We start from the raw sequence: 25,204 nt of genomic DNA, 5'->3' as shown, positions 1-25,204 counted from the left end.
GTGCCCCTCCTCGCTCAGTCGATCGCCTGATGTAGTGCTTCCACGTACAACTGTTCTTCGCGCGCCGTATGCTCGGCACTGAAGCGCACCGCGAGCGCGCACAGCGAACCCGCGATGACGAAGCCGCCGAGCAGTGCGAAGGTGTGTTGCACCGAGCCGGTGCTCTTGAGAAGAAATCCCGCGGCTACCGCACCCACATTGCCGCCCGCACCAACGATGCCGGCCACTCCACCGAGCGCCTTGCGATCGATGAACGGCACCAGGGCATACGTAGCGCCGCAGGCCATATGAGTGAACAAGCCGAATGCGATCATCGCGGTGATGGCAGGGCCCAGCGCCTGCGCACTGGAAAACCACAACAGCCCCAATCCTTCGCCGAGCATGAGTACGCCGAGCAGCCAGCTGCGCGCCGCCAATCCCTGACTGCGTGCGATGCGGTCGGATGCGATGCCGCCCAAGGCGCGCGCGAACAAGGCCAGCGCTCCGAAGCTGCCCGCGGCCAGCCCCGCGTGGCGCAAATCCATGCCGAAGCGATCGACGTAATAACTGACGGCCACGCCATGCACGAACAGCTCGATACCGAAACAACCCGCGTATGTCGTAAACAACATCCACACACGGTAGTTGCTTATTGCTGCTCGAAACACCGCCCAGCCGCCTGCTTTGCCACTACCGGGTGCGATGCCTTGCACGCGTAACGTTCGATAATCGCCCTGCGGACCATCCTGTGCGTAACGCCAATACAAAGCGGCAACCACCAGCATCAGCACGCCCGGTACGAACATCGCCGCGCGCCAACCCAGATCGTGCTGTACGCCAAGTGCCAACATCGCTGCGAGCACCCACGGCATGGCCGACTGCGCGACACCGCCACCCGCGTTGCCCCACCCCGCTGCCGTGGCATTCGCGGTGCCTACGACGTTCGGCGCGAACATGACCGACGTGTGGTACTGCGTGATGACGAACCCGGCGCCCGCCACGCCAATGGCAAGACGAAAGAACAGGAACGCGGCATAGCTGTGCACGAAAGCAATGCCGAACACCGGCATCGCACCAAGCACGAGCAGCCATGTGTAAGTGCGGCGCGGGCCGAAGCGATCGCACAGTGGTCCGACGATCAGCCGACCGAATACCGTGACCGCCACGGCGGCAATGCTGATGTTGGCGAGCTGGTTCTTGTCGAGATGAAACTCGTCCTTGATCAGCGGCATCAAGGGAGCGACCGCGAACCAGGCGAAGAAGCAGGCGAAAAACGCCAGCCAGCTAAGATGAAACGCACGCATCTGTGGCGTGCGCAGCCGAAAAAGTTCGATCCGCGTAGCTCTGTCCGACATGTCTACCCCGCCGTAACGACCTGCCTGGCACTGCGGCCCGTCCGTCACGAAGAGGCGATCGGCGGGCCTTGATGAATGATGCGTTGCATCATTTGTGCCATGCCGGAACTTGCTGGATTTGAGCTTCTTTTTGCCTGGAATGCTGCACAAGCGCTGGTGAAGTGCACCAGGAAAGGGCTATGGCGTCTCTACTTGCACCGTTGCAGTGCACAATAAATGACGCCACGGAAACGCATCGGATATCCACGCCTACGCAAGCGTGCGGGATCGATCAGTAGCGCCGCTCGACGATGAAGTCCGCACGGCAACCGCGATTCACCCAGATGCCGTCGGGCCTCCAGCCCCAGCCGTCATCTTGCCGACAGCGCGCACTGGAAAGTTGCCTGTCGATGCGGACGACGTCATCACGACGAAGCCCGACCGGGCAGAACCGGTAATTCCCGCCACTGCTCTCGCATCGGATCCTGAGCACTTGAGGGCCGCGCGGATGATCGCCCCAGCCACCGCGAGCATCGGCGAATTGACCGCGGCACCCGCGGTCCACCCAAATGCTGCCGCGATCAAAGCCCCATGTCTGGTCGCGCACGCAACGCGTCTGGGACATTTGCTGCATCAGCTGGGCATCACGCCACGGAACCTGACAACGCGCGAAGCGATTGTCGTTGCTGGCACAGTAGACCGTTGGCCTCGCCCCTTGTGCATGCACCGGAGGAACCCCGGCCGATAGCGCACCAACGGCAAAGCCTGCTATCGCGGTCAGTAATGCCTTGGCTACGGCGCTCATCATGCACTCCTTTTCGCACGGCAGCTTGCGCGGCTTCGGGGATGACAAATGCGTATGGCTACTTTCTATACCAGTGTTAGGAGGTCGTTGCGTTAACAGATGGATACGAAACTGCGGGTAGATGAATGGGTGGCGGAAGTCTGCCACCCATTCTTGGCTCTACTGTGTACTTAAGGCGCCTTCCCTGCCTTCAGCTGCTGCACGATGGCCAGCGACTTCGCAACATGGTCCTGGGGATGAAGGTGATCCGCTTCCGACGAAAGCGTCGCGACGATCTTGCCGTCACTACCGATGACGAAGGTCGTGCGTTCGATAAACCCGTGATCGATCTCGACGCCACGCACATCCTTCACGCCGGGCTGCGCAGCCTCCATCTTGAGGTTATAGGACGTGGCAATGTTGCCATTGGCATCGGAGGCCACCGGGAACTTGCCGGCGCAGTAATTCGGATCGGAAGAAAACGCGTTGAGGCGTTTGAGACTATCTTCCGACACGCCGATGATGGTGGCGCCGGCGGCATCGAACTTGGCTTTGTCGGTCGCAAACGTGTGCGCTTCGATATCGCAGCCGCCCGTGTAGGCGGATGGATAGAAATAGACCACCACCGGCCCTTTCTTCAGCGCTTCCTTGAGAGAAAAGGTGAAGTCCTTGCCGGCGAGGCTGGCCTGGGCGGTGAAATCGGGTGCCGCGGTACCCGGACCGAGCGCCGCAAGCACCGGTGTTGCGAAGAAAAACATCGTTGCCGCAGCACTTGCGACAATCGAGCCCACAAGACGCTTTTTCATTCTTGCATTCCTCATTGAAAAATATCGAAGGACGACGTAAGCCATCGAAAGCAGATCGGCGAAAGCAGCGCCTTTACATGCAGGCACCACCAGCGATGGCCTTTACGTGCCCAGACGTGAAAGCCGATGTATGTGCGCGAAAGAGCTCGATTGGTTGATCGCGATCAGCAGCTACCGCGGTATGTAGTAGTGATCTTTCACAAGCGACGCATCAACCTCCATCGGTTGTGAAAAGTCGGCAACCAGCGAACCGGTGGCGCTGAAGTGCTCGCGCTCGACACCTTCCCAGGTGATCCAGGCGAATGGGGTCGCTTCCGGATCCGAGCCGAGGGAGGGCGAGCGGCGGCGGCATGGGTAAACGGTCAAGGTCGGCTTCATACGCGAATACATACGTCCCCACTGCGGCATGGGTCCAAGCCCGGAACGCCCAAATTACCGCGCTTCGGTCTCAGAGTTCCATGGGACATATCACACATGACGATGGCTTCCCCACCGTCGGCCTGAGCTATTCCGCGCCCGACTTGCATCCTGGATAGGCTTGATCAATCGAAGGCATCAAAACAATCGAATTCCGCTGCGCAAGGGCGGCACTTACAGTCGTCCACAGACTGGAAAAAGCCCTTTTTCCTCACCAACGGCCCTTGGCCCGACTATGAACGCCCAGGTTTTGAACAGCACCGTTGCCGCCACCGACAACGCCGTAACGACCATCCGGCGGGCCCTCGACAAGCCCGGGCATGGATGGGCGACGCTGCTCAAGCTGGCAGGGCCTGCGGTAGTGGTCTCGGTGGCCTACATCGACCCCGGCAATATCGCGACCAATCTCCAGGCGGGAGCGCAATACGGATACAGCCTGCTTTGGGTGGCCGGCGTAGCCAGCCTCGTGGCTACGCTGTTGCAGACACTGTCGGCCAAGCTTGGCATTGTCACCGGGCGCAATCTCGCCGAACTCTCCAGGGAACATTTCCCACCGCCGCTGACGTGGGTGATGTGGGGCGTGAGCGAGTTGGCGGCGATGGCCACCGACCTTGGCGAATTCCTCGGCGGCGCACTTGGAATTTCGCTGTTGTTTCACATGCCGCTTTTGCCGAGCATGGTGGTGACGGCCATCGTGACCTACGCCGTATTGCTGCTGGAAAAGCGTGGTTTTCGTCCGCTTGAGCTGGTCGTTGGCGCGCTGGTGGGAACCATCGGCTTGTGTTACCTGATGGAAATCCTTGTCACGCATGTTCAATGGCCCGACGTGGCGAAAGGACTCGTGGTTTACGAGTTGCCCGATACGCAAGCCGTGCATATTGCCGTGGGCATCATCGGTGCGACGGTCATGCCGCATGTGCTTTTCCTTCACTCGGGGCTGACCCAGTCGCGAGTACCGCCTCGGTGCGATGCCGAGCGTCGCAGGTTGCTTGCTTATTCCAACACCGAAGTTATCGTCGCGCTGGGCATTGCCGGCCTGATCAATGTCGCCATGATCGTGATGGCGGCCGGCGCTTTTCACCCGAATCATGCCGGCATTGCGGAAATCCAGGTCGCTTATCAGACGCTCACGCCGTTGCTCGGTGCGGCTGCGGCCAAGCTCTTTCTCGTCGCACTGATAGCGTCCGGCATTTCCAGCTCCGTGGTCGGAACCATGGCGGGACAAATGATCACGCAAGGGTTTACGCGTTTCCAGATTCCGCTCTGGGTACGTCGTGCGATCGTCATGGTTCCCAGCTTTGTCGTCGTTGGAATCGGCGTCAACGCGACCCGTGCGTTGGTTGCCAGCCAGGTGGTGCTGAGCCTCGCGCTCCCCTTCCCGATGATCGCGCTGGTGTGGTTCACCGGTCGGCGCGAACTCATGGGCAGTTACCGCAATGGGTTGGCCATCCGGGTGATGGCGTTATTGGCCGTCGCGATGGTGTTGGTGCTCGACGCCCTTCTTGTGTTGCAGACATTCGGGATCGACCTTGTGAGCTGACCCGCCTCCATCATGGCGGAATTTCGATCTTCTGAACGTTTATGACAGTTCCGCAGCAACTGGCCGGCGGGCTCCTTAATAACTTCACATTTCGAAGGGACCCGCATGGGAAGCTATGGGTCGATGGTTCATTGAAAGACCCATTTCAGGTTTTTCTACGAAGATTCGGGTGAGAATAAGGCGGCTTGGCAGCGGAATGGCCAGGTTTTCGTAGCGTTTAGCGGCGATGCTGGAAGTAGACGACCGCGGAAACAGGGGCCCAGCTATTCGGATGCATGGCGACGCCACCATGGTCAACACAGCGTTGACCGGCGCGTTTGCATTCCAGATGGTTTTTGTCAGGCGTACCACACGTGGAAACAACAAAAGTTCCTGCGACCCAGGCGATTCATGCCTCAAAACCACGCGATGATTCCGACCGTATTTCAGCGTCGGATAGTCCCGTTCTGTCTGTCGTCATCTGCACCCTGGATGAGCATGAAGCCATCCGCGGCGTGCTGAGCGAGCTAGGCGAACATCTGCAAGGGATCCAACACGAAGTCATCGTAGTCGACGATTCCACCGACGAGCGTACCGCAGTGGTTGTAAACGACTATGCACGAGAAGCTCCCCAGGTAAGGTTGATACGGCGCCACAACGCCAGCGGATTGTCATCGGCGGCCATCAACGGCTGGGATGCCGCACGCGGTCGCTTCCTTGCCATCATGGATGGCGACGGCCAGCACGATCCCGCGCTGATGAAGGCACTGCTGCGAAAACTGGACGATCCGGCCATCGACGTGGCGGTTGCCAGCCGCTATCTGGAAGACTCTCGCTCCGGTCTGCATGGTCTTCGCCATCGTCTGAGTCGCGCAGGCATCTGGCTGACCGATTCCATGCTCGGAGTGCCGCTGGCCGATCCATTGAGCGGCTGCTTTGCGATGCGGCGCGAGTGGTATGAGGAAGTACGCGGTCGATTGTCGGGACTGGGCTTCAAGATCCTGATCGACGTGATTGCATCTGCGAAGCGTCATCCACGTACCGCGCAAATCCCTACCCTGTTGCGTGCTCGTGCAGGCGGTGCCTCCAAACTGGATGCGCGTGTCGTCATCGATCTTCTCACGCTGCTTATTGAAAAGCGCACGCGCGGCTCGCTTACCGCGAAGGCGATGATGAATGGCCTGGCCGTATTGAGTACGTTGTGCATGCAGTTGCTGTCTTTGGCATTGCTGCTAAAGTTTGCTTGTCCGCTTTGGGCGGCATTATTTCTGTCCGTTGGCTTCGGGCTGACCGGTCGTTGGGGTTTGACGTATCTCCTGACGTCGCGGTCGCTGCGCCCGCACACCTTGCGCGAGTTTCGTCGTCAATGGTCAGCGTTCTACGTCAGCCGCTGGAGTGACCTGCTGTTGAATGCCTGCGTCGCCATCGCGCTTTGCACTGTGCTTCGTTTTGCATGGCCACTCGCGGCGCTTGCGGGTGTACTGTTGGCCGAAGCGCGTTATCACATTGGAAACAGCGCGAGGACTGGCGCGTGAATGTATCCCTCCGGGCTCCGGCCCGCTGGCAGGCTTGGGTATTCGGGCTTGTTGCACTGATCGCATGTTGTGGTGCATTTGTCGGGTTGTCCTCCAGCGGCTTGTGGATCGACGAGCTTTTTACCGTTCACCTGATTCACCACGACGGCGGCCTTGGCGAAGTGTTTCGCCGGGCGCTTACCGATACGCATCCCCCGCTCTACTATTTCTTTTTGTACGAATGGACTCGCATGGCCGGCTTTTCGGAGTCGTCACTGCGATTGCCAAGCGCTGTTTTTGCGGTACTTGCCATCGTTATTTTTGCCACGGGGACCAGGCGGATACTGAGCCCCGCAGCGATCGCCTTTGCATGCGCCGTGGCTACCTTGTCGGCCTTCTGGTTTGATCAGTCGCAGAACGCGCGAAGCTATGCGCTGTGCATGGCTTTCGCAGCAGGTTTGCTGTCACTAGCCCTTGCCCTGCGTGCACGAGTACGAGCCCGCAACGATTTTCCCACCGCACATTGGCTTGGACTGAGTGTGTTGGGACTACTCGCAAGCCTCACTCATGCGTACCTATTGCTGGCGCTCGGGATGGTTTTGCTGTTTCTCATCTTGAGTGTCTCGTCGTGGCGGCTTCGGGTGGCTTTGGTCATCACAGGCCTTGTTGTGCTTGCTTTCAACGTCGCCTATTACAAGATGATGATGCATTCGTCCCAACAGGACATGCAAAACATGTGGTTTGGCAATGACGTCGGATTCTTCAAGAATCAATTTCATGAGGCCATCATTCGCCTCATGGCACGCCAGACCATCGCTGTCGTCGCTCTTTTGATCCTTTTCGGCATTCAACGACGCATCGTCGGCGAACCCTATTTTGTCTTCGACGAACTCGACACGCGTTGGGCTACGGCACTTGCCTGCTTCGTCTTGATTGGGGTGATCGTCTGCGGCATCGGCACCTCATTGCTGGTGGCGCCATCATTCTCCGATCGCAATCTGCTCACCTGCGCTCCCTTTGCCTGGCTCCTGCTCGGACGTCTTTACGACGCCGTGGGGCCACGGGGATATAGCCGCAGCAGCACCATCATCGCGGTGTTGATCATGCTGCTTGTCGGGTCCTACCTGCTGCTGTTACGTGGACGCGAACTGCCACGCACGGAAAGCTGGCGTACAACGGCGCAATACGTCGAACAGCTCCCAGGCTGCTCCAACCAGCAGATACCGGTCATCCTTCCCTATCGCTTTGGTCATTCGACCGCGTTCTTCCGCGCGCTCGCCGAACATGATTTCTTCGGCTACTACCTGCCGAAGACCGCGCAGACGCAGGCGTATTTGCCTGCGGAATTCGCCGAGCGACGCCTGGCGAACGGCCTGCCGCAGTTGCTCGCATCGCGTGCCGCCAACGCCGATACAGGAGGTTGTACGCTGCTCGCCTGGGGGGTGCATGACCTGGACGAAACCTCGGCACTGAAGATTGCCCTGGATCTCGCTCGCCAGCCGGGCGTCGCGCCACGTCGCGTCGTGATGCAGGAATTCGATACGTACGAACGCTGGCGTCTGGTATGGAGACGGAATCCCGAGGGCTACGTCTATCTGGCGATACCACAAGCGGCCTCCGGCGCGAGCGTAGAGCCGCCGCCCTCCCTCGATATTCAGTTGACCAATCACGACAGGGCAACGCTGGGCGATCGTGTGGTAGTCGACCTGCTTAACACGTATGCAGGACCTACCAGAGCACCGTACAGCCTGGATACCTATTCGATTCAACGCTGGGCACCCCAAAAACCGCCTCGCGAGGACTTCCTGTCCGTTCACCGCCTGACCTGCGATCCGGCCACGACCAAGGCCGACTGGGACGTATGGCCGGACCCTGCGGATCCCGGCTGCAGCGACCGGCCGCTGCCGACATCGGCGGGCAGGATCGACGGAAGGTTATGATGGCGCCTGAACGCACGTAGGAAGCCTATCTTCTTGGCGAGCTCAGGCGATGAACGACGCGAAACGAAGCCCAAGTCCACATGCCGGACCAACGTTGGCTTCAATCGCGGCCAGAGAATGCCGCGCCATGGAACGTGCGCTGGCGTTGCGCAAAGGACGCCACGATGGCATCCACGAAGCGAGAAAATCGAGTCGTCGTCTGCGCAGTCTGCTTGCCTTCCTGCCCGCGGCCATCGATCGGCGTACAACGACACTCGACAAAAGCCTAAAACAGCTGGCAGGCGGCTTTTCCTCATTGCGCGACGCCCATGTGGCCGCACGCACTGCACGGCTGCTGGCTACAACACATCACGCCGCGCTGACATCATCGCTGCTCGATGCGCTTGAGGATCAGAGCAAGGCCACGCTGAAGCAAGCGCTCGAGAAGGACCCAGGCTGGCGTCGCCGGCGCGCGAAAGCTCACCGCATCGCCACCGCCATGGCTCGCCTGCCCTGGCAGCAAGTCGACGCCATCGAGGTAAGGAAGGCGTTGAAACAAAGCATTCGGCGCACCAAGAAAGCCAAGAAAAAAGCACTGGAGGAGCGCTCAGTCCCTGCCTACCATCGATGGCGTCGCCGGGCGCGGCAGCTCCGCTATCAGCTCGAATTTGTGCGCAAGGTTCGTCGCGTGATGGACATCAAAAAGAGGCGCGCCGAGCGATACGACGATCGCCTGAAGGATCTCACCCTGACTATCGATCGGCTTGGATGGCGTCAGGATTTCGGTGTGTTCCTGCGGGCGGTCGAGCAACTGCCTGCGTCGCCCGACGTCGTGGCGCTGCGCGAGGGACTTCGAAGAAAATCTTCCGCGTTGTCGAAGGTCTCGCCGCCCATGCCCAAATCAAGGCTCGATCGTGCATTTGTAGTGCACGGATCGTAAATATCCATCCGCCCTCAGTGACAAACCAGTACGGGTATGTCGCAGCACGTCAGAACCTTGTTCGTTTCGCTGCCCAACAGCAAGCGATCGAGCGCCGTGAACCCGTGTGTCCCCATCACGATCAGATCGCATTGCTGCATTTTGGCCGCGCCGACGATGGCGACATAAGGTCGACGATCGAACGCATAGCCACCATGAGCGACCACGCCGGCCTTGTCCGCCATCGCCTGGATGGCGGACAGGTGCCATTGGGCGCGCGTTACCGCCCTGTCCTCGTACGAATCTTCCGTGTGTCGAATGACATCGGAGAAATAGGCCACCGCAGGGAGCGGTGCCAGTACATGGAACGCATAGATGCGCGCGCCCAATTTGCGCGCCAGTTCGATACCGGTTTCCGCGGCGTGGGTGGCGTGATCGGACCCGTCCGTTGCAATCAGAATGTGCGAGAACATGATGCCTCCTCGGGTCATTCGACCCTTTTGCATGCATCGCACTCACCATGTCGATGTCCAACAATGCAGTGACGGCTACCGACCGTCCTGCGCCTTGGAACTTGCAGGCAATTTTACACCTACCCGGAAGCGCACTCTGGACAGCGATTAAATCGTCGTGGCCAAGGCGCGTATATCCGACGCTTCCAGCACAGGCTTGTCCGCACCGCGCCGTGCGACAGCCAGCATGGCTCGCCCCATGATTTCCGTGGAAAGAATCGTGTTGGGAAAAAGCGCGCGCAAAGGCTTCAAGAACGGTTTGCTCAAGCTGTAAAACGTCTGGTAGGAAGCTGTTTTGGAGCGGATACCGTGCAAAGGCTGTATCACGCCCGGCCGAAACAGATAGACCCCCTTGAACGGCAATCGCCGCAAGGCATTTTCGGTGCGCCCCTTCACCCGCGCCCACATGCTGCCCTTGTGCTCGCTGCTGTCGGTGCCGGCACCGGATACGTAGACGAAAGTCATCCCGGGATTGAGGTCGACCAACGTTTGCGCCACGGCAAGTGTGAGATCGTAGGTCAGATGCACATAGTCCGCTTCCGTCATGCCGGCGGATGAAACGCCGAGGCAAAAGAAGCAGGCATCGAAACCTTTGAGTTCCCCGGCGACAGGAAGCGAGTCGAACAGATCGCGCTGCACGACTTCATTCAGCTTGGGATGCTGTTGCCCCGTTGGCGCCCTTCCCACGGTTTGCACCAGCGCCACGTCCGGCGCAAGCAGGCATTCCCGCAATACGCCTTGTCCAACCATGCCGGTGGCGCCATATAGAAGCACATTCATTGGGTTTCCCCTCAGGAAGCCATGATGTTAATGCCGCGTTGTAGTGCTTGAAGGAGTGCATTTCAACGCCGTCAATACAGTCACGCCATAATCGACCACACATGACATGTGTGTTTGTGAATCCGATGCGCACGGAAACCGATAGCCACGCCCTCAAGCATTTCATCGCAGAACACCGCCGCCTGTTTGTATTGACGGGTGCGGGTTGCAGTACCGATTCGGGTATTCCCGATTACCGGGATGCCGATGGCAGCTGGAAGCGCTCGCAGCCGGTGACGTATCAGGCATTCATGGGTGAGGAGCTTACGCGCAAACGCTATTGGGCACGCAGCCTGGTGGGCTGGCGTCGATTCGGGCACGCCCAGCCGAACGGCACTCACCATGCCTTGTTCCGGCTCGAGCAACAGGGCAAGTTGCAATTGCTGATGACACAGAACGTGGACGGATTGCATCAGCGTGCAGGCAGCCGTGACGTGGTGGATATGCACGGCCGGCTCGATACGGTGCGATGCATGGGCTGCGAGCATCGCTCTCCGAGGCAGGCATTCCAGCAATTGTTGCTGGCCTTCAACCCTGCGTGGGCGCAGCTGGATGCTGCCGATGCGCCCGATGGCGACGCGGACCTGGATGGTCACGACTTCAGTACGTTTGTCGTACCGCCCTGCCCGCATTGCGGCGGTATCTTGAAGCCGGACGTAGTGTTCTTCGGCGAGAACGTGCCGCGCGATCGGGTTGCGACCGCAATGCGGGCGCTGGACGAAGCCGATGCCATGCTGGTCGTCGGATCATCGCTGATGGTTTTCTCGGGCTTTCGATTCGCACATGCGGCCGCGAAAGCTGGCAAGCCGATCGTAGCGGTCAACCTGGGGCGCACCCGCGCCGACCCGCTGCTTCAGATGAAGATCCAGCAACCGTGCGCCGAAGCGCTGGCTTTCCTGTTCGACGACGAATCAGCGTCGCGCGCGGAAGAAGTCGCGCAATAGCACCGACGACTCGTCGGCCAGCAATCCGCCTTGCACATCGATGCGATGGTTGTGCCGGTCGGACACCAGGGTGTCGAACACGCTGCCGGCAGCGCCGGTCTTGGGATCGGTCGCGCCATAGACGACGCGGCCGATGCGCGCATGGACCAGCGCCATGGCACACATGGCGCATGGCTCCAGCGTGACATACAGGGTGGCGCCGACGATGCGGTAGTTCGCAAGTTTCTCGCCCGCGGCGCGCAAGGCCATGATCTCGGCGTGCGCGGTGGGATCGTGCAGCGTGATGTTGCGATTCCAACCCAGGCCGACGATCTGGCCTTCCTGCACCAGCACGGCGCCGACCGGCACTTCGTTTTCGGCGTCGCGGGCATGTTCGGCGAGCTGCAACGCGCGCCGCATGTAGGCCTCGTCGTCGGCACTGAAAGCGTATGCGGCGGGGTTGCTGATCAGTTCGTCAGCCATTTCAAGGCCTTGGAGGCTTTTCTTACAGTAGGCAATATGACAGGTCAGTGCCGATGGCGCGCTAAGTGATTGATCTTATTATTCCCACTCAATGGTGGCCGGTGGCTTGCCGCTGATGTCATAAACGACTCGAGAAACACCGCGCAACTCATTGATAATTCTATTTGAAACCTTGCCGAGAAATTCGTATGGCAAGTGCGCCCAATGGGCCGTCATGAAATCGATGGTTTCCACAGCACGCAAGGCCACCACCCACTCGTAGGCACGGGCATCGCCCACGACGCCCACCGACTTCACCGGCAGGAACACCGCAAACGCCTGGCTGACTTGGTCGTAGAGATCGTCCCGGCGCAGTTCCTCGATGAAGATCGCGTCGGCACGCGCCAGCAGTTCGGCGTACTCGGGTTTCACCTCGCCCAGGATGCGCACGCCCAAGCCCGGTCCCGGGAACGGATGGCGGTAGACCATTTCGCGCGGCAGGCCGAGTTCGACGCCGATGCGACGCACTTCGTCCTTGAACAACTCGCGCAGCGGTTCGACCAGCTTGAGCTTCATGTGCTCCGGCAGGCCGCCCACGTTGTGGTGGCTCTTGATGACATGCGCCTTGCCGGTCTTGCTGCCGGCCGACTCGATCACGTCCGGATAGATGGTGCCCTGCGCCAGCCACTTCACATGACCGTTGCCGGCCGCCGTGACCTTGGCGGACTCCTCGTCGAAGATCTCGACGAAAAGCCGGCCGATGATTTTGCGCTTGGCCTCCGGATCGGCAACGCCTTCCAGCGCCTTGAAATAACGCTCGGCGGCATTCACGCGGATGACCTTCACGCCCATGTGCTCGGCCATGGTGGCCATCACCTGGTCGCCTTCCTGCCAGCGCAGCAGGCCGGTGTCGACGAACACGCAGGTCAGCTGGTCGCCGATCGCGCGATGCAGCAGCGCGGCGACGACGGACGAATCGACGCCGCCGGAAAGACCGAGCAGCACGTGATCCTTGCCGACCTGTTCGCGCACGCGCGCGATCTGATCGTCGATGATGTGTGCAGCCGTCCACAGCGTCTGGCAACCGCAGATCTCGGTGACGAAGCGCTTGAGCAAGGCGTTGCCCTGCTTGGTGTGCGTCACTTCCGGATGGAACTGCACGCCATACCAGCGTTTGGCTTCGTTCGACATGGCAGCCACCGGAATGCGGTCGGTGGTAGCCGTGATGGTGAAACCCGGCGGCGCCTTCGCGACGTGATCGCCATGGCTCATCCATACATCCAATGCCTGCGGGGAATCGTGGTCGCTGAGCCCGGCGAAGAGCTTGTCCGCGACCACCACGTCGACGCGCGCATGGCCGAATTCGCGTGCATCCGCGGCTTCCGTTGCACCACCGAGCTGCGCTGCGAGCGTCTGCATGCCGTAGCAGATACCGAGGATCGGCAGGCCCGAATCGAAGACTTCCTGCGGTGCCGCCGGCGCGCCGTGCAGCGTCGTCGATTCCGGACCGCCGGAAAGAATGATGCCCTTGGCGCCGAATGCGGCGATCTCGGCCGGGTTGTGGTCCCAGGCCCAGATTTCGCAGTAGACGCCGATCTCGCGAATGCGCCGCGCGATCAGCTGCGTGTACTGCGCGCCGAAATCGAGGATAAGGATCTTGTCGCTATGGATGTTGGTCATGGCGGCGAGGTCAAGAATGTGATGAGTGGATGGCGCGTACTTGGCAGTCATCCTGGCGAACGCCGGGATCCAGTTGAAATACGTTTTGCGAAGCACTCAAAACCGATGCCTTGTGCTTCGCACGCGTACCAGGCTGGATTCCAGCCTGCGCTGGAAAGACGCGCAAATAAACGCTCGTGGCGATCACGAATTCAGCCGGTAATTCGGCGCTTCCTTGGTGATCTGGATATCGTGCGGATGCGCTTCGGTGACACCGGCCGAGGTCACTTTGACGAACTGCGCCTTGTTGCGCACGTCGTCGATGGTCGCCGCGCCGAGGTAACCCATGGAGGCGCGCAGACCGCCGATCAGCTGATGGATGATGTTGCGCAGCGGACCACGATACGGCACGCGACCTTCGATGCCTTCCGGCACCAGCTTGTCGGCATCGGCTTCGTCCTGGAAGTAGCGGTCCTTGGAACCCAAGGCCATCGCACCGAGCGAACCCATGCCGCGATAGCTCTTGTAGGAGCGCCCCTGGAACAGCTCGACTTCGCCCGGAGATTCTTCCGTACCGGCGAACATCGAACCCAGCATCACCGTGGACGCGCCTGCGGCCAGTGCTTTTGGAATATCGCCCGAATAGCGGATGCCACCGTCGGCGATCAACGGAATTTCGTCCTTCAGCGCAGTGGCCACCATGTCGATGGCGGTGATCTGCGGTACGCCCACGCCTGCAACGACACGCGTGGTGCAGATCGAACCGGGACCGACGCCTACCTTGACGGCATCGACGCCCGCATCGAGCAAAGCGCGCGCAGCTTCGCCGGTCACGATGTTGCCGGCGATCACTTGCACTTGCGGGTAATGCTTCTTCACCCAGGCAGCGCGTTCGATCACACCCTGGGAATGACCGTGGGCCGTGTCGACCACGATGACGTCCACGCCGGCGTCGACCAGTGCCTCGACGCGTTGTTCGGTATCGCCGCCCACACCAACCGCTGCGCCGACCACGAGGCGCTCGTGCGCATCCTTGGCGGCATTGGGGTTGTCGCGGGCCTTCTGGATGTCCTTGACGGTGATGAGGCCGCGCAACTGGAAGGCGTCGTTCACGACCAGCACTTTTTCGATGCGGTTTTTATGCAGCAGCAGCAGCACTTCGTCCTGGCTGGCGCCTTCGCGCACGGTAACCAGCTTGTCCTGACGCGTCATGATGTTGCGCACCGGATCGTCGTGCTTGCGCTCGAAACGCAGGTCGCGGCTGGTGACGATGCCGACGAGTTGTTCGCCTTCGACCACCGGCACGCCGGAAATGTTGTGCGCGCGGGTGAGCTTGAGCACATCGCGGATCGACGTATGCGGCCCGACAGTGATCGGGCTGCGAATGACGCCCGCTTCGAACTTCTTCACCAGGCGGACTTCGGCGGCCTGCTGCTCGGCGGTCATGTTCTTGTGGATGATGCCCATGCCGCCGTTCTGCGCCATGGTGATGGCGAGCCGGGCTTCGGTCACGGTGTCCATCGCGGCGGACACGATGGGAATGTTCAGTCGAAGGTTCCGCGTGAGGCGCGTGGAGGTATCCACGTCGCGCGGCAGAACCTGGGAGTGGGCCGGGACGAGGTAGACGTCGTCGTAAGTAAGGGCCTCGGCGAGGATGCGCATGCGATAAGTCCCGCTGCAAAGAGAGGATTATACGCGGGAGCGAGTCTCAACGCGACTATCGCCGACAAGAATGGTGCCAGTTGGCGCTCAAAAATGCGCTGGCGAACCCGCTCGTTTAATCAACATTAACGAGGCATGGCGCTGGACCTGTCGTCGAATGACACTAACCGCTCGCTTCGGCGGCTTCCAGGGTGTTTTCCATCAAGGTCGCCACCGTCATCGGGCCCACGCCACCTGGAACGGGAGTGATCCAGCTTGCCCGTTGCGATGCCACGTTGAAGTCCACGTCGCCGACCAGCCGTCCATCGTCCAGACGGTTGATGCCCACATCGACCACCACGGCACCCGGCTTGATCCAATCGCCCTTGACCAGCCCCGGCTTGCCGACGGCCACGACGAGGATGTCGGCCTGGCGAACATAGGATTCCAGGTCGCGCGTGAAACGATGGCAGCAAGTGGTAGTGCAACCGGCGATCAGCAATTCCAGCACGAGCGGACGGCCAACGTGGTTGGATACGCCCACTACAACGGCGTGCTGCCCGCGCACGGGACGATCGGTATGCCCCAGGAGTGTCATCACGCCCTTGGGCGTGCAAGGCCGCAAGCCAAAGCGGCGCAGGGCAAGACGACCGACGTTGACCGCCTGGAAGCCATCCACGTCCTTGTTGGGATCGATGCGATCGACCAGGGCATCTTCGTCGATGTGATCCGGCAGCGGCGATTGCACCAGGATGCCGTGCACGGCCGTGTCGGCATTGAGGCGATCGATCAACGCGAACAATTCGGCTTGCGTCGTCGTGGACGGGAGGTCGTAGTCGAAAGAACGAAAACCGACCTGGTGGCAGGCCTTGCGCTTGTTGCGCACGTAGACGGAAGACGCCGCGTCATCGCCGACCAGTACGACGGCCAGGCCAGGCTCGATCCATCCCTGAGCCTTGCGTTCGCTTACGCGTTTGCCGATGCGATCCAGCAGTTCCTGGGCGATGCGCTTGCCGTCGAGGATGCGTGCGTTCATAGAGTGTCCTGGCCTTCCTGGGTGGCCATTATCGTGGCTTGGCCGCAAACTCGCCACGATTGGCGTGCATCGCCGTCGAGATACCGTCCAAGTCAGCTATGCGCGGCGCAGAAACGCTCGACGTCCTCATACCCCTGGAACACTGCCGCCGAACCACACCCCGGACACGCCGGATCGCGCGGCAGTCGCGTTTCGCGAAAACGCATGCTCAGCGCGTCGAACGACAGCAGCCGTCCAACCAGCGGTTCGCCAAGTCCGAGCATCAACTTCAGCGCCTCGGTGGCCTGCAGCAGGCCGACGATGCCGGGCAGGACACCAAGCACACCCGCTTCGCTGCAGTTGGGCGCATCCGCGGCCGCGGGAGGTTCCGGAAACAGACAGCGATAGCACGGCGAATCGTCCCGGCGTGGATCGAAGACACTCACCTGCCCGGTGAAGCGTTCCACCGCACCGTAAACCATGGGCATATTCAGTCGTCGCGTCGCCGCGGCGAGCAGGTAGCGCGCGGGGAAGTTGTCCGCGCCGTCGATCACAAGGTCGTGCCCTGCAAGCAGGCGCTCGACGTTGTCGGCGCGCAGGCGCTCATTCCGCACATTCACCTCGACGCGTGGATTGAGCGCAGCCAGCGTCATCCGTGCCGATTCGGTCTTGGCCATGCCGACGCGCGCATCGGCGTGGATCACCTGCCGATGCAGGTTCGAACGCTCGACGCGGTCGTCGTCGATAAGCGTCATCCGCCCCACGCCTGCTGCGGCCAGATACAACGCGGCGGGCGCCCCCAATCCTCCGGCGCCAAGCAGCGCGACACTCGCCTGCCCCAGCTTGAGCTGTCCGGCCTCGCCGACCTGCGGCAAGCGCAACTGTCTTGCGTATCGTTCTGCCGAATCGGCGTCGAGATTACCGGTATGTATCGGCAGGCCTTCGTTCTTCCATCGCTCGAAGCCGCCAGCCACCGATGAAACGTTGCGATAGCCCATTCGCTGCAACGCTTCGCCAGCTAGCAAAGAACGTCGACCACTGCCGCACAATGTGAGAATCGCGCGATCACGATCGGGTTCATGGTCTTCGATGCGCAGTTCGAGGAAGCCGCGCGATATCGCTAATGCACTTGCAGGTATGCCGGCAGCGCGTTCGTTGTCTTCTCGTACGTCGATCAGCAGCGCGCCTTGCGCCTGCCGATTGAAAGCCTCGGTGGGTGAAATCTCCGGCACACGCTGACGCAACGCGGCCAACCAGGATTCGCGGTCGAGGGATTCGCTCATGTGCACAGTGTAGGACGAAGCAGGTCCAATGCCCGTTATTTGCGCCGTTTCATTTCACGGATCATGCGCTGGCGCTTGCGCTGCTGCCCCTCGGTAAGCACATTCCTTTTGCCCGCAAAAGGGTTGTCGCCGTCGCGGAACACAATACGGACCGGCGTTCCCTCCAGCTTATAGCGCTTGCGGAAGAAGTTTTCCAAATAGCGCTGATAGGCTGGCGCGATGTGCTTGGTGCGGCTGCCGTGAATGACGATGGTCGGCGGATTGCTACCGCCCGGATGAGCGAAGCGCAGTTTCGGCGCGTGCCCGCGTACCAGCGGCGGCTGATAACTTTCGTAAGCACGTTCGAGCGTCTTGGTGAGATCCGACGAACCGAGCTCGCGTGTGGCAGCAGCATGTGCGCGCACGATGGCGCGCATCAGTTCGCGCAAACCAGAGCCGTGCAGCGCAGAAATGAATACTTGCTTGGCCCAGTCGACGAAGACAAGCCGGCGTTCGAGCGCGCGCTGGCATTGTTCGCGCTGGTAGGTATCCATGCCGTCCCACTTGTTGACGGCAATGACCAGCGCCCTGCCCTCGTCGAGCGCGTGACCGATCAGCGTAAGGTCCTGATCGGCGAGATTCTCGCGAGCGTCGATCATCACCACGACGACCTGCGCCGCCGCCATGGATTGCAGCGTCTTGATGACGCTGAACTTCTCGACGACTTCTTCGACGCGCGCCCTGCGTCGTACGCCCGCGGTGTCGATCAGCGTGTAGCGTTTGCCATCGCGTTCCAGCGGTACGCGAATCGGGTCGCGCGTGGTGCCGGCGACGTCGGAAACGATCAGGCGATCCTCGCCGAGCAGGCGATTGATCAGCGTCGATTTGCCTGCATTGGGGCGGCCGACGATGGCGACGCGAATGCTGTCTGCTTCTTCCGGCGACAACTCTTCGTGAGTGTCTTCCGGCAACAGCGGCAATGCGCAGGCAATCAGATCCTCGGTGCCGCGGTTGTGTGCAGCGGCGAGCGGCAAGGTCTGGGCAATACCGAACACGGCGAATTCCGCCATCGCGTTCTGTTCGTCCAGACCATCGGTCTTGTTGACGGCTGCGATGATCGGCTTGCCGCTGCGGCGAAGCTCGTCGAGGATGCTGCGATCCTGTGGCAGCAGACCATCGCGCGCATCCACGACGAACACCAACACTTGCGCCTCGTCGATGGCGAGACGCACCTGTTGCGCAGTGAGTGCATCGATGCCTTCGTCGACACCGGATAGGCCGCCGGTGTCGACCACCACGAACGGACGTGAGCCGATGCGGCACACGCCGTAATGACGATCACGGGTGACGCCCGGCATGTCGGCTACCAGGGCGTCGCGGCTACGCGTCAGCGCATTGAAAAGGGTCGATTTACCGACGTTGGGACGACCGACCAGGGCGATGACGGGCAGCACGAATCATGGTTCCAGAAATTATTTCGCGCCGAGGCGATAGGCGGCCAAATGGCCCTCTACGTCGACGACGTACACCAGGTCACCGGCGACCACGGGCTGTCCGCGGATGGCTTTCTTGGAAATGCGCTCACGCGCGGCCAACGCACCATCGCCGATCTGAAGCCAGTGCACATAGCCCTCGATATCGCCGACCACCACGTAGTCGCCCTGCACGGCCGGTCCCGTCAGCCAACGGTATTTCAGGCCGTCCTGCTTCCACATGTCGGCACCGCTGCTCTTGTCGAACGCCCACACCTGGGAGTCGTCGTTGACCGCCAAGAGGCTGTTGCCATTAGCCGCCAGCGAGGTATAGGTGGAGAACGGACGAGCCCACATCGGATGACCGCTGGGACCATCCAACGCCGTCAGGTTGCCGTGATAGGCCGCTGCGTACAGGTTGGTGCCATCAAGCAGAACGCTGCCGTCGGCATCGTTCATGCGTTCGATATCGGTGCGGCCTTCGCCGGTGGAAAGCTTCTGTTCCCAAAGCTTGTCGCCGCTATCGAGGCGCAGCGCCATCAACTTGCCGTCGTCGCTGCCGAAGAACACCACGCCGTTGGCCACCAGCAGCGGCCCGTTGCCGCGAAGGCTGAGCAGCGGCACGTTGCCTTGATCGTTCACCCAGCGACGGTCGCCGGTATTGCTGTCCAGACCGTAGACACGACCATCCTGCGTGCGCACGATGGTGAGCTGCCCGGAAATCGTCGGTGAGTCGATGACTTCCGACGGCAGCGCGATCATCCAGCGCTGGCTGCCATCTTTGGCGTTGAGGCCGTACACATGACCGTCCAGCGTACCGATGGCAAGCAGATCGCCCGCCACGGCCGGACCGCCCGAATAGAACGCATCGGGACGCTTGCTATCGCCCCAGCCAAACCAGCCGTGCGTGCGTGTCTTCTTTTCCCACAGCTGCTTGCCGCTGGCCGCATCGAACGCTTCGATGGCACCATCGGTGCTGGCGATATACAAAACGCCGTCGACGATCGTCGGCTGCATGCGGACGCCGCTCATGCCAGCGCCATGGCCGACACGCGTCTTCCACACCCTGGTCACCTGGACGGTGGGCTTGAAATCCTTCGCCAGCGGGGTCGGCGGCTGGATGTTTTCTTTCTTGAAAGAGTGGCAGCCTGCGAGAGCCACCAGCGAACCAGTCAATACGATCAGCCAAAAACGTTTCATGCACCCTGCTTCCCGGCCGTGGCCAGATCGTCGATTTTCATTTGCACTTCATTGCTCGCTGAGGCCTGCGGGCCCATCGCCTTCACGGCCGCCTGATAGGCCTTCAAGGCTTCATCGCGCCGTCCAAGCTTGACCAGCGCATCGCCGCGTAGTTCCTGGCCGACGACGGCATAGCTGCCGGCCGGGATGCGATCGAGCACGCTCAAGGCGTCCTGCGCGTGCCCCTGGGCGAGCTGTATGCGGGCAATTCGCAGATCCACCAGCGCCTTCAATGCCGGACTCGACGCGTGCTGCTCGGCCCAGTCGAGGGATTCCACCGCCTTGTCGAATTGCTTGGCTTCCACTTGCCGGCGAGCACGGTCGCTCACGGCGAACATCGCGTAAGGCGTATCGGCGTAGTCGCTCATCAAATGCTGCATGATGACGTCGACCCCGTTGGTGTTGCCGGTGTCCAGGAGCGGCTGCAGTTCCTGATAGAGCTCCGAGGCGGCAGCCTGGTGCGCGGCCTTATGGTTGCGCCACTGTTGAACACCGAAAATACCGATCAATCCGATGACGACGCCCACGACGATCGACAGGCCGTTCTGCTTGAGCCATTTTTGTACGCGTTCGCTTTGTTCGTAGTCGTCGTAAGCATCAAATGCCATGCAATCACCGTGTCGCGAAATGACGCCGCGGGCGCCAGAGGGGGTGTTCGAGAGCCACCGCTATCCGGCGGCAGCCGGCATCGCCCGCCTTGCGGGCGGACAATGCGCAAGCATAACCGATCAGGATGATCGAGGAACGCCGAACCTGCGGTCAGGCGCCGGCCGGAGCTGCCTTGCCATCCTGGATATCGACGCGGAAATGCGCCACGTTCGAGTGCCGATACGGATCCAGCGTCATCGGCTGGCCGTCGAGGTTGACCTCGGCACCGGTGGCGTTGCCGATGCGCACTTCAAGCGGTTGATCGCTGCGATAGGTTTTGACTGTTCCTGCCGGCAGCAAGCCATATTCAAGACGTGAACCGTCCTTGCCGGTGACCTCCACCCAACTGCTGTTGGACAGGGCGAGCGTCAGCGTGTGGCCGCCGTCGCCAACCGAGGCCGCCGGAGGATGGTTGCCGGGTGACGGCGCAACATTCGCATCCGCGTCAAGGTTGGGCACGGGCACCATCGAGGCAAGCAACGGCTGCTGGTCGGCGGAACGCTGTGCGGAAGACGCCGGAGCGGGCACTGGAGCGGCGGCCTGCGCCACGTTCTCGGCAACGTTGACGGGTGCTTTCGCCGTACTGCTCGAAGAAGCCGGAACCGCTGGCGGCCGGGCGTCCTGTTGCGCGACGGGTGTCGCGTCGAGAGGCGCCAGATGGCTCATGTCGTGCGTCAAGGTGCCGCGCATGCCGAGCCACACCGTGGGCACGGCGATGACCAGGGTCAACACCACATAGGTGGCAGCCGTGGCATAGCGATCAAGCAGATAACGCGAGTGTGAAACCCCTCCGGTAGCCACCAGTGGCGGCTGTGCAGGCTTCAGTCGGGCGACCGCCGTTTCGATCTCCGATTCGTCGATCTCGAGATAGCGCGCGTACTTGCGGATATAGCCGCTCAAATAGACCTGGTAGTCGATGCTTTGGAGCTCGTCGCCCTCGAGCTGGCGCAATACCTTTACAGGCAGGCGCAACGCGTGGCCGCAGGTCTCCACATCCAGGCCGCGTGCCTCGCGGGCTGCGCGCAGGCGCGAGCCGAAGCCGGGAGCTTCGTTGAAGCGGAATTCGGCAGTGTTCTGATCCATGTTCACTGCGGTCGTGGCGGACGCATGAGAGGATTTTTCCTCCTGGCCTGCCGGATTGGACTGCTCGGAAATCATGGGCGTGCGGTTTGATTGAGGGCCTGGGCCTGTTCCGAATCCGGGAACTGGTCCATTAGCCGTTTGCTGTAAGTTTGAGCGGCATCCTTGTCGCCCAGGCGGGTTTCGATGTCATAGCCCAGCTTGAGCGAATCCGGGCTGGGTTGGCCAACCGCGTCGAAGCGCTGCAAATAAGCGCTGGCGTGGAAGTAGTCGTTCTTGAGATAGAGCACGTTGGAAAGTTCCAGCAACGCGCTTGCATTGTTCGGATTGCGTTCGACGGCACTGCGGAAACTGGCTTCGGCACCGACGCGATCGTTCAACTTCAGCTGGCAGACGCCCTGGTTGTCCAGGGCGACGTCGGGCGTCGCGTAGAAAGGATCGGCGAGCGCCTTGGTGAAATACGCAAAGGACTCCCGAACCTTGTTGTCGCGGCACAAAAACGCGCCCAGGTTGTTGTTGGTATCGCCCTTGGTTGGCGCCAGCTCGACCGCCTTGCGATAGTGGATCTCCGCATTGGGCATGTCGTTGATGCGCTCGTAGATGTACGCCATCACGGTCTGCGCAGGCACGTACGTTGGGTCGTCATTCACCGCCAGCTTGACCTTTTCGAGCGCCCCCTTCAAATCGCCGATTTCGACGTAATGTTGGGCAAGGCTGGTATGCACCTTGGCGGCGCTTTCCGCCTTTTGCGCCCGGGTTTCTTCCGGAAGCTTGGGCGTCGGCGCCTGCGGCACGACCATATCCGTCTTGGTGCAGCCCGCAATCAATACGGCCATGCTGATGCCAAGCAAAATACGATCACGCCGCATGAGCTGCATCCTCGTCCAGACGTTTGCGGAATTCGGCCTGGCGACGCGTGCGATCGAGCACCTGCCCTTTCAGCTGGCCGCAGGCGGCATCGATATCGTCGCCGCGGGTGCGGCGCAGCATGGTCAGGATGTTTGCGTTGAGCAGCTGCGTCTGGAATGAGCGGATCACGTCCGGCTCGGAACGCTCGAAGCGCGTGCCGGGGAACGGATTGAACGGGATCAGATTGACCTTGCAGGTCGGCAGGCGGCGCATCAGCTTGATCAGCTGGCGCGCGTGCTCCGGCTGATCGTTCACGCCTTTCATCAGCGTGTATTCGAAGGTGATCGAGGTACGCGGCTTGCGCGCGATCCAGCGCTGGCACGCGTCCATCAGTTCGGCGATCGGATAACGCTTGTTGAGCGGCACCAGCTCCGTGCGCAATTCATCGTTGGCCGCATGCAGCGACACGGCAAGCGACACGTCGATGCTTTCGGACAACTTGTCGATCATCGGTACGAGACCGGCCGTCGACAACGTAACGCGCTTGGACGCAAGGCCGAAACCGAGATCGTCGCGCATCAGGCTCATCGCCTTCACGACGTTGTCGAAATTCAGCAGCGGCTCGCCCATGCCCATCATCACCACGTTGGTGATGCGGCGATTCTGATGCGTGACGTTGCCCAGATACTTCGCGGCCACCCACATCTGGCCGATGATTTCCGACGTCGCCAGATTGCGGTTGAAGCCTTGGGTGGCCGTCGAACAGAACTGGCAATTCAGGCCGCAGCCCACTTGCGAGGACACGCACAAGGTGCCGCGGGTGGGCTCGGGAATGTACACCGCTTCAATAGCGTTGCCGCCGTCCATGCCGAGCAACCACTTGTGCGTGCCGTCGGCAGCGCCCTTCTCGAACATGGTCTTCGGCGGGCCGATATAGCAGGACGCCTCGAGTTTTGCTCGAAGCGCCTTGCCCACGTCGGTCATGTTTTCGAAGTTGTCTTCCAGGTGGTGGTAGATCCACTTCATCACCTGCTCGGCGCGATACGGCTTCTCGCCCAGCTGCGCGAAAAACTCGCGCAGACCCTGGCGATCGAAGTCGAGCAGATTGACTTTTTCCACCTGGCTCACTGGCGTCACATCTCTCAGCGCGGAAACACTTCGGTTGCAGCGAAGAAATAGGCGATTTCGACCGCGGCCGTTTCGGCAGCGTCCGAACCGTGCACGGCATTCGCATCGATCGAGTCGGCGAAGTCGGCGCGGATCGTGCCCTTGGCGGCATCCTTCGGATTGGTCGCGCCCATCAGTTCGCGATTCTTGAGAATCGCATTGTCGCCTTGCAGTACCTGGATCATGACCGGACCGGAGATCATGAATTCCACCAGCGCGTTGAAGAACGGACGCTCGCGATGCACCGCGTAGAAACCTTCCGCCTCTTTACGCGAAAGATGCTTCATCTTTGCTGCAACGACTTTCAGGCCCGCCTTCTCGAAGCGTGCATAGATTTCACCGACCACATTTTTGACAACGGCATCGGGTTTGATGATGGAAAGGGTGCGCTCCAGCGCCATACGGTCTGCTCCGGGTATGCGGATTATTTTTGACGGGCGGTCTGACTGCTTGTCAGCGAATGTAGAACTAAATACGTCACGAAATGCGGATTTAGCTCACGAAAGTTTGACAGATTCTAGCCCATAAGCAACCCCGGCCGAGGGCGTTCCCAAACGACCGTTTGACTGTTCCCGGGCCATCCGTGTAGGCTCAAACGATCGTTTGATTTCCTTCCATGGGCGATCACCGTGAACAGCTCCGCCTCCACCAAGGAACGCATCCTCACTTCTGCCGAAGCGCTGTTTGCCCAGCGTGGGTTCGAGGGTGCCTCGCTACGCCAGTTGACCGCCGCCGCCGGCGTCAACCTTGCCGCGGTGAATTACCACTTCGGCTCCAAGGAAAAGCTGGTCGAAGAGGTCTTCAAACGCCGCCTGGACCAGCTCAGCGCCCGCCGATTGGCGGCCTTGAAGCAGGTGGCCGGCCAACCTGAAACGACGCTGGAAGACATTCTGGCGGCCTTTATCCGCCCTGCCCTGGACCTCTCGCACGATGGCGGCGGAGGGTTGTTCATGCGCGTGCTGGCGCGGGCCTTTGCCGAGCACGACGACAGCCTGCGCAAGTTCCTGTCGGAGAACTACGGCCACGTCATGCGCCAGTTCACCACCGAATTCGCCCGGCTGCTGCCCCATCTCAGCAAGGAAGAGCTGTATTGGCGCATCGACCTCGTCACAGGTGCCCTGACGCATGCCATGTCCGGCTTCGGCATCATCCAGCGCAAAAGCGATGTCAGCGAAACCACCCACCGCGAGCAGACCGCCGCGCACCTGATCCGCTTTTCAGCCGCCGGCCTGAGCGCCCCCTGATTTTCGTGTTGCGGCCCTCCC

24 protein-coding genes are annotated in these 25,204 nt (G+C 61.0%); 6 read left to right on the top strand and 18 right to left on the bottom strand.

The genetic code is table 11. The features are described 5' to 3' along the window. Window positions 1–14: 14 nt before the first annotated feature. From DWU99_RS01910 to DWU99_RS01895, 4 genes are all read right to left on the bottom strand, one after another. Window positions 15–1,334 (bottom strand): MFS transporter, encoded by a 1,320-nt coding sequence (locus DWU99_RS01910; protein ID WP_115476302.1) that lies wholly within the window; start codon window positions 1,332–1,334, stop codon window positions 15–17. 271 nt (window positions 1,335–1,605) lie between these two features. Continuing rightward, entirely contained in the window at window positions 1,606–2,118 is a 513-nt protein-coding gene (locus DWU99_RS01905) for a DUF3011 domain-containing protein (RefSeq protein WP_115476301.1), read from the bottom strand. Between the two features lie 170 nt (window positions 2,119–2,288). After that, complete coding sequence (locus DWU99_RS01900; protein WP_115476300.1) at window positions 2,289–2,903, bottom strand: peroxiredoxin; 615 nt, start codon at window positions 2,901–2,903, stop codon at window positions 2,289–2,291. A 171-nt stretch (window positions 2,904–3,074) separates the two neighbouring features. Next, window positions 3,075–3,281: a hypothetical protein gene (locus DWU99_RS01895; RefSeq protein WP_147292870.1), complete on the bottom strand. Its 207-nt coding sequence runs from the start codon at window positions 3,279–3,281 to the stop codon at window positions 3,075–3,077. Between the two features lie 274 nt (window positions 3,282–3,555). Between DWU99_RS01895 and DWU99_RS01890 the strand changes: the two genes are divergently transcribed. The 4 genes from DWU99_RS01890 (at window position 3,556) to DWU99_RS01875 (ending at window position 9,212) form a co-directional block, all read left to right on the top strand. After that, the gene (locus DWU99_RS01890; RefSeq protein WP_115476298.1) at window positions 3,556–4,860 is read left to right on the top strand and encodes an Nramp family divalent metal transporter; all 1,305 of its coding nucleotides are present in this window, start codon (window positions 3,556–3,558) and stop codon (window positions 4,858–4,860) included. A 353-nt stretch (window positions 4,861–5,213) separates the two neighbouring features. Then, window positions 5,214–6,374, top strand: coding sequence for a glycosyltransferase (locus tag DWU99_RS01885; RefSeq protein WP_158543205.1), 1,161 nt, complete (start codon window positions 5,214–5,216; stop codon window positions 6,372–6,374). Then, the gene (locus DWU99_RS01880; protein WP_158543204.1) at window positions 6,371–8,293 is read left to right on the top strand and encodes a glycosyltransferase family 39 protein; all 1,923 of its coding nucleotides are present in this window, start codon (window positions 6,371–6,373) and stop codon (window positions 8,291–8,293) included. The genes DWU99_RS01885 and DWU99_RS01880 overlap by 4 nt, the downstream gene beginning before the upstream one ends. 127 nt (window positions 8,294–8,420) lie before the next feature. Then, entirely contained in the window at window positions 8,421–9,212 is a 792-nt protein-coding gene (locus tag DWU99_RS01875; protein WP_158543203.1) for a CHAD domain-containing protein, read from the top strand. A 14-nt stretch (window positions 9,213–9,226) separates the two neighbouring features. On the opposite strand, the gene DWU99_RS01870 is transcribed toward DWU99_RS01875, so the two are convergent. Next, a complete protein-coding gene (locus DWU99_RS01870) occupies window positions 9,227–9,664 on the bottom strand; it encodes a universal stress protein (RefSeq protein WP_115476294.1) in 438 nt (145 codons plus the stop codon). Window positions 9,665–9,811: 147 nt separating this feature from the next. Continuing rightward, complete coding sequence (locus DWU99_RS01865; RefSeq protein WP_115476293.1) at window positions 9,812–10,483, bottom strand: Rossmann-fold NAD(P)-binding domain-containing protein; 672 nt, start codon at window positions 10,481–10,483, stop codon at window positions 9,812–9,814. Window positions 10,484–10,608: 125 nt separating this feature from the next. On the opposite strand from DWU99_RS01865, the gene DWU99_RS01860 reads away from it, so the two are divergent. Then, window positions 10,609–11,466, top strand: coding sequence for an NAD-dependent protein deacetylase (locus tag DWU99_RS01860; RefSeq protein ID WP_425476799.1), 858 nt, complete (start codon window positions 10,609–10,611; stop codon window positions 11,464–11,466). On the opposite strand, the gene tadA is transcribed toward DWU99_RS01860, so the two are convergent. The 12 genes from tadA to ndk form a co-directional block, all read right to left on the bottom strand. Next, the gene (gene tadA / locus DWU99_RS01855; protein WP_115476291.1) at window positions 11,434–11,928 is read right to left on the bottom strand and encodes a tRNA adenosine(34) deaminase TadA; all 495 of its coding nucleotides are present in this window, start codon (window positions 11,926–11,928) and stop codon (window positions 11,434–11,436) included. The genes DWU99_RS01860 and tadA overlap by 33 nt on opposite strands. Window positions 11,929–12,006: 78 nt before the next feature. Further along, window positions 12,007–13,587 carry a glutamine-hydrolyzing GMP synthase gene (guaA, locus tag DWU99_RS01850; RefSeq protein ID WP_115477139.1) on the bottom strand — a complete coding sequence of 527 codons (1,581 nt, stop codon included), beginning with the start codon at window positions 13,585–13,587 and terminating at the stop codon, window positions 12,007–12,009. Between the two features lie 183 nt (window positions 13,588–13,770). Beyond that, window positions 13,771–15,228: an IMP dehydrogenase gene (guaB, locus tag DWU99_RS01845; protein ID WP_115476290.1), complete on the bottom strand. Its 1,458-nt coding sequence runs from the start codon at window positions 15,226–15,228 to the stop codon at window positions 13,771–13,773. A gap of 163 nt (window positions 15,229–15,391) precedes the next feature. Continuing rightward, a complete protein-coding gene (gene folD / locus DWU99_RS01840; protein ID WP_115476289.1) occupies window positions 15,392–16,243 on the bottom strand; it encodes a bifunctional methylenetetrahydrofolate dehydrogenase/methenyltetrahydrofolate cyclohydrolase FolD in 852 nt (283 codons plus the stop codon). A gap of 92 nt (window positions 16,244–16,335) precedes the next feature. Further along, on the bottom strand, window positions 16,336–17,505 hold the full coding sequence (moeB, locus tag DWU99_RS01835; RefSeq protein WP_115476288.1) for a molybdopterin-synthase adenylyltransferase MoeB: 1,170 nt from the start codon (window positions 17,503–17,505) through the stop codon (window positions 16,336–16,338). Between the two features lie 35 nt (window positions 17,506–17,540). Continuing rightward, window positions 17,541–18,938 carry a ribosome biogenesis GTPase Der gene (gene der, locus DWU99_RS01830; RefSeq protein WP_115476287.1) on the bottom strand — a complete coding sequence of 466 codons (1,398 nt, stop codon included), beginning with the start codon at window positions 18,936–18,938 and terminating at the stop codon, window positions 17,541–17,543. Window positions 18,939–18,956: 18 nt separating this feature from the next. Further along, a complete protein-coding gene (gene bamB, locus DWU99_RS01825; protein ID WP_115476286.1) occupies window positions 18,957–20,156 on the bottom strand; it encodes an outer membrane protein assembly factor BamB in 1,200 nt (399 codons plus the stop codon). Then, window positions 20,153–20,803 carry a YfgM family protein gene (locus DWU99_RS01820; protein ID WP_115476285.1) on the bottom strand — a complete coding sequence of 217 codons (651 nt, stop codon included), beginning with the start codon at window positions 20,801–20,803 and terminating at the stop codon, window positions 20,153–20,155. The genes bamB and DWU99_RS01820 overlap by 4 nt, the downstream gene beginning before the upstream one ends. A 151-nt stretch (window positions 20,804–20,954) precedes the next feature. Then, the gene (locus DWU99_RS01815) at window positions 20,955–21,926 is read right to left on the bottom strand and encodes a helix-turn-helix domain-containing protein (RefSeq protein ID WP_233510813.1); all 972 of its coding nucleotides are present in this window, start codon (window positions 21,924–21,926) and stop codon (window positions 20,955–20,957) included. Window positions 21,927–21,997: 71 nt separating this feature from the next. Then, a complete protein-coding gene (pilW, locus tag DWU99_RS01810) occupies window positions 21,998–22,792 on the bottom strand; it encodes a type IV pilus biogenesis/stability protein PilW (RefSeq protein WP_115476283.1) in 795 nt (264 codons plus the stop codon). Further along, window positions 22,782–23,900: a dual-specificity RNA methyltransferase RlmN gene (gene rlmN, locus DWU99_RS01805; RefSeq protein ID WP_199535666.1), complete on the bottom strand. Its 1,119-nt coding sequence runs from the start codon at window positions 23,898–23,900 to the stop codon at window positions 22,782–22,784. Before rlmN ends, pilW begins: the two co-directional genes overlap by 11 nt. A 14-nt stretch (window positions 23,901–23,914) precedes the next feature. Next, window positions 23,915–24,340: a nucleoside-diphosphate kinase gene (gene ndk, locus DWU99_RS01800; RefSeq protein ID WP_115476281.1), complete on the bottom strand. Its 426-nt coding sequence runs from the start codon at window positions 24,338–24,340 to the stop codon at window positions 23,915–23,917. Between the two features lie 228 nt (window positions 24,341–24,568). On the opposite strand from ndk, the gene DWU99_RS01795 reads away from it, so the two are divergent. Further along, a complete protein-coding gene (locus DWU99_RS01795; protein ID WP_115476280.1) occupies window positions 24,569–25,183 on the top strand; it encodes a TetR/AcrR family transcriptional regulator in 615 nt (204 codons plus the stop codon). Window positions 25,184–25,204 lie beyond the last annotated feature (21 nt).

The sequence above is a fragment of the Dyella psychrodurans genome, assembly GCF_003363265.1.
GTDB classification, from domain to species: domain Bacteria; phylum Pseudomonadota; class Gammaproteobacteria; order Xanthomonadales; family Rhodanobacteraceae; genus Dyella_B; species Dyella_B psychrodurans.
This window is presented reverse-complemented; position numbering and strand designations above follow the sequence as displayed.

What these genes read in the sequence shown, in the direction of transcription:
- DWU99_RS01910 (WP_115476302.1), bottom strand. Translation starts at nt 1,334, where the DNA reads ATGTCGGACAGAGCTACGCGGATCGAACTTTTTCGGCTGCGCACGCCA.
- DWU99_RS01870 (WP_115476294.1), bottom strand. Translation starts at nt 9,664, where the DNA reads ATGTTCTCGCACATTCTGATTGCAACGGACGGGTCCGATCACGCCACC.
- DWU99_RS01865 (WP_115476293.1), bottom strand. Translation starts at nt 10,483, where the DNA reads ATGAATGTGCTTCTATATGGCGCCACCGGCATGGTTGGACAAGGCGTA.
- guaA (WP_115477139.1), bottom strand. Translation starts at nt 13,587, where the DNA reads ATGACCAACATCCATAGCGACAAGATCCTTATCCTCGATTTCGGCGCG.
- pilW (WP_115476283.1), bottom strand. Translation starts at nt 22,792, where the DNA reads ATGCGGCGTGATCGTATTTTGCTTGGCATCAGCATGGCCGTATTGATT.
- DWU99_RS01895 (WP_147292870.1), bottom strand. Translation starts at nt 3,281, where the DNA reads ATGAAGCCGACCTTGACCGTTTACCCATGCCGCCGCCGCTCGCCCTCC.
- moeB (WP_115476288.1), bottom strand. Translation starts at nt 17,505, where the DNA reads ATGAGCGAATCCCTCGACCGCGAATCCTGGTTGGCCGCGTTGCGTCAG.
- bamB (WP_115476286.1), bottom strand. Translation starts at nt 20,156, where the DNA reads ATGAAACGTTTTTGGCTGATCGTATTGACTGGTTCGCTGGTGGCTCTC.
- DWU99_RS01820 (WP_115476285.1), bottom strand. Translation starts at nt 20,803, where the DNA reads ATGGCATTTGATGCTTACGACGACTACGAACAAAGCGAACGCGTACAA.
- ndk (WP_115476281.1), bottom strand. Translation starts at nt 24,340, where the DNA reads ATGGCGCTGGAGCGCACCCTTTCCATCATCAAACCCGATGCCGTTGTC.
- DWU99_RS01905 (WP_115476301.1), bottom strand. Translation starts at nt 2,118, where the DNA reads ATGAGCGCCGTAGCCAAGGCATTACTGACCGCGATAGCAGGCTTTGCC.
- DWU99_RS01860 (WP_425476799.1), top strand. Translation starts at nt 10,609, where the DNA reads ATGCGCACGGAAACCGATAGCCACGCCCTCAAGCATTTCATCGCAGAA.
- tadA (WP_115476291.1), bottom strand. Translation starts at nt 11,928, where the DNA reads ATGGCTGACGAACTGATCAGCAACCCCGCCGCATACGCTTTCAGTGCC.
- DWU99_RS01890 (WP_115476298.1), top strand. Translation starts at nt 3,556, where the DNA reads ATGAACGCCCAGGTTTTGAACAGCACCGTTGCCGCCACCGACAACGCC.
- DWU99_RS01900 (WP_115476300.1), bottom strand. Translation starts at nt 2,903, where the DNA reads ATGAAAAAGCGTCTTGTGGGCTCGATTGTCGCAAGTGCTGCGGCAACG.
- folD (WP_115476289.1), bottom strand. Translation starts at nt 16,243, where the DNA reads ATGAACGCACGCATCCTCGACGGCAAGCGCATCGCCCAGGAACTGCTG.
- guaB (WP_115476290.1), bottom strand. Translation starts at nt 15,228, where the DNA reads ATGCGCATCCTCGCCGAGGCCCTTACTTACGACGACGTCTACCTCGTC.
- DWU99_RS01875 (WP_158543203.1), top strand. Translation starts at nt 8,421, where the DNA reads ATGGAACGTGCGCTGGCGTTGCGCAAAGGACGCCACGATGGCATCCAC.
- DWU99_RS01815 (WP_233510813.1), bottom strand. Translation starts at nt 21,926, where the DNA reads ATGGATCAGAACACTGCCGAATTCCGCTTCAACGAAGCTCCCGGCTTC.